General features: G+C 47.2%; 4 protein-coding genes. All 4 read left to right on the top strand.

What is annotated here, in order from left to right; genetic code table 11:
* Nucleotides 1-905 (top strand): phosphoglycerate kinase (locus tag ACLUYS_RS09415; protein WP_412659712.1); only part of this gene is annotated, 905 nt, incomplete at its 5' end.
* 21 nt (nucleotides 906-926) lie between these two features.
* Nucleotides 927-1,673, top strand: coding sequence for a triose-phosphate isomerase (gene tpiA, locus ACLUYS_RS09410; protein WP_230267539.1), 747 nt, complete (start codon nucleotides 927-929; stop codon nucleotides 1,671-1,673).
* A 475-nt stretch (nucleotides 1,674-2,148) separates the two neighbouring features.
* Nucleotides 2,149-2,487: a hypothetical protein gene (locus ACLUYS_RS09405; RefSeq protein ID WP_230267540.1), complete on the top strand. Its 339-nt coding sequence runs from the start codon at nucleotides 2,149-2,151 to the stop codon at nucleotides 2,485-2,487.
* Nucleotides 2,488-2,619: 132 nt separating this feature from the next.
* A complete protein-coding gene (locus ACLUYS_RS09400; protein ID WP_288876213.1) occupies nucleotides 2,620-2,871 on the top strand; it encodes a hypothetical protein in 252 nt (83 codons plus the stop codon).
* The last annotated feature ends 217 nt before the right edge of the window (nucleotides 2,872-3,088 follow it).

Below are 3,088 nucleotides of genomic sequence, written 5' to 3'. Positions count from 1 at the left end.
CCGTTACACGCGGCGAAGAACTAGAAGCAATGGTTGACGCCCTCAAACCAGGCGAAATTCTGCTCATGCAGAACACTCGCTACGAAAAAGGCGAAAGCAAGAACGATCCTGAGCTCGGCAAATACTGGGCTGGTCTTGCAGACATGTTCGTAGAAGACGCGTTCGGTTCTGTACACCGCGCACACGCTTCGACCGTCGGCATTCCTTCCAACCTGCCGGATAATGCACTCGGCTTCCTGGTGGAAAAAGAAGTAGACATGCTGGGCAAGGCTGTAGACGATCCTGTTCATCCATTCGTAGCCATTCTTGGCGGTGCAAAAGTATCCGACAAGATCGCAGTTATCGAAAACATGCTCGACAAAGCCGACAAAGTTATCGTTGGCGGCGGCATGGCCTACACCTTCGAAAAAGCACTCGGCCACAATGTCGGCAACTCCCTGCTTGAAGAAGACAAAATTGATCTTGCAAAACAGATTCTGAAAAAAGGCGAAGGCAAGCTGGTTCTCCCTGTAGATACCGTAATTGCGGACGCATTCTCCAATGATGCCAACACCCAGATCGTCGGCGAAGACATTCCTGATGGATGGATGGGCCTCGATATCGGACCAAAATCCATCGAACTCTTCAAGAAAACCCTTGAAGGCGCGAAGACCGTTGTATGGAACGGACCGATGGGCGTATTCGAAATGCCAAAATTCGCAAACGGCACACTCAAAGTCTGCGAAGCCATTTCGGAACTGCCAGGCGCTACAACCGTAATCGGCGGCGGCGACTCTGCAGCAGCAGCTATCCAGCTCGGATTCGAAGACAAGTTCAGCCACATCTCCACAGGCGGCGGTGCTTCTCTTGAATACATGGAAGGCAAAACGCTCCCAGGCATTGCGATCATCGCAGAAAAAGACTAGTGAGAGACTGAGGATTGAATCATGAGAGACCAGATTATTGTTGGAAACTGGAAAATGAATAAGAACAACGCAGAAACCAAAGCGTTCTTTGAAGAAGTTGACGCGAAAGCCGTCAGCGACAAAGGACTCTACGGCGTAGGCGTTCCATTCACGGACCTGAAAACCGCACTCGATGAAGCGAAAAACCTCATCGTAGCCGCTGAAAACGTACACTTCGAAGATGCCGGCGCTTTCACTGGCGAAGTATCCGTTCCCATGCTCGAAGAACTCGGCGTGAAATACTGCATCATCGGTCATTCCGAGCGTCGTCAGATGTTTGGCGATACCAACGAAACCGTAAACAAGAAAGCCAAAAAGCTTCTTGCGGCAGGCATCACTCCAATTCTCTGCATCGGTGAAACAGAAGAAGAATACGACAACGGCAAAACCAAAGATGTCATCACGGAAGAACTCCAGGGTTCCCTGAAAGACATCCCGGCTGAAGAATATGCCAATATCGTTCTTGCCTATGAACCAATCTGGGCAATCGGCACCGGCAAATCCGCTTCGGTTGAAATCGCGGAAAACTGCTGCAAACTCGTTCGCGACGTCGTTCGTGAAATCGCAGGCGACAAGGCTGCGGAAGAAGTTCGCATTCAGTACGGCGGAAGCGTTAAGCCCAACAACATCGTTGAATACATGGCTCAGCCCGATATCGACGGTGCTCTGATCGGCGGTGCCTCCCTCAAACCGGATTCCTTCATCGAAATCATCGAAAAAACGAAGTAGTCCAAAATAACAAAGTAATCCCGGAAACAAGCCTGGCCATTGCGGCTGGGCTTTTCTTCTGCCCGCATTTCCAGTGCAGCGTCCGGAGAAAACGGGCGGCCGATAGCCAGCGTCCATTTCGAAACATTTTTTTCGGGAAGAGGGAGCGCTTTCTAGGCACAAAGCAGGAGTGTACGTGCCCCTTTTACGATTCGCGGACGATCTAAAAAAAGTGCGCTACAATATTAACAGTTCATAAGCAAACGGACATTACAAAGCCAGTTCATTAAAACGAGAATGAAATAATACAACTCGAGTAAAGAAAAGAGCCTGTCCTGATTTGCTAAAATGTGTCCTGAATCGCAAGAAAAAACACAATACGGACAAATGGGTCGCCGAACTTGTCGGTATGAGCACACAATGGCGTAGAAAGCGAGGAATCTTTCTGCTTAACATAACCAAAAGAGACTTTATAAAGCTGATTGAAAGACTTCTGATGCGTGTTCGCCAGGAGAACATCGATTCGTTCGAGATCTCTCAGGAAGCCAGACGAATTTATCAGGAAGCCATGCCCAGCGTCGGCGGATCGATCGACCGGTTCATCCTGTACGGCTACACCGTATTTCTGGAAAAACGGGAAGAGTGCGACGGTCTGGCGAGCGTGGAGGAACACATGGATCTTTCGTTTGTCATCCCGCGGCGCTCCCTTCTTCTGTTTCTCGAACAGGTGGCTATTTTGCAAAATGCGACGCCCGAAGAGGCAAAACGCAATGCCGAAGCCGTAGTCACCTGGTTCGAAAAATGGCAATTCAAGTTTCCAAACTCATTTGTATAAAAAGTCAGCTAAACTTTCCGTGAAGTGAAAAAGTAATTTCCACTTTTTCGCACCAGATATGGAATTTGCTTTTTCACTTCCCAGACATTTTTCCAAAGGTGGAGGTATAGATAAAAGGTGGAGGTATAGATAATGGAAAAGGAAAGCAAAATCATTGTTGGCTTTAAGACCGTCGTTTTGGGGCTGTGCCTTTATATTATTGAACTGCTGTCTTTACCTGTTTTCGGTATACTTCAAAAAATGCAGACAAACGGCGATGGGTTTTACAGTGATTTTTGGAAGTACGCAGGAGTACAGCCTTACCCCGTAATCTTTATATTGACCGGCATTATGATTGTGCTGGGAATTGCGTTAATAATTCTGGGATACAAGGACAAGAAATAAATCGCTGTTTACAAAATGGCAACAGATGAAAAATGCTGTTCCTGTATCCATCGTGAAGCGAAAAAGGAAATTCCATATCTTAAGCGTTTTTTGATCCACGAGAATTTTGTCTTGCAAGAGTCGATATTTATTTTGAGTATCGGCTTTTTTATGTGGAAAATCGAGAGTGTAAGGTCTTTTGTGTAAATTCCATCAAGACATCAGACTGATACAACCA

Origin of the sequence: Allobaculum sp., from assembly GCF_047010065.1 — a bacterium.
GTDB lineage: Bacteria > Bacillota_I > Bacilli_A > Erysipelotrichales > Erysipelotrichaceae > Allobaculum > Allobaculum fili.
This window is presented reverse-complemented; position numbering and strand designations above follow the sequence as displayed.

Excerpts from the sequence above, each read along its gene's own strand:
- tpiA (WP_230267539.1), top strand. The coding sequence starts at position 927 with ATGAGAGACCAGATTATTGTTGGAAACTGGAAAATGAATAAGAACAAC.
- ACLUYS_RS09405 (WP_230267540.1), top strand. The coding sequence starts at position 2,149 with ATGCGTGTTCGCCAGGAGAACATCGATTCGTTCGAGATCTCTCAGGAA.
- ACLUYS_RS09400 (WP_288876213.1), top strand. The coding sequence starts at position 2,620 with ATGGAAAAGGAAAGCAAAATCATTGTTGGCTTTAAGACCGTCGTTTTG.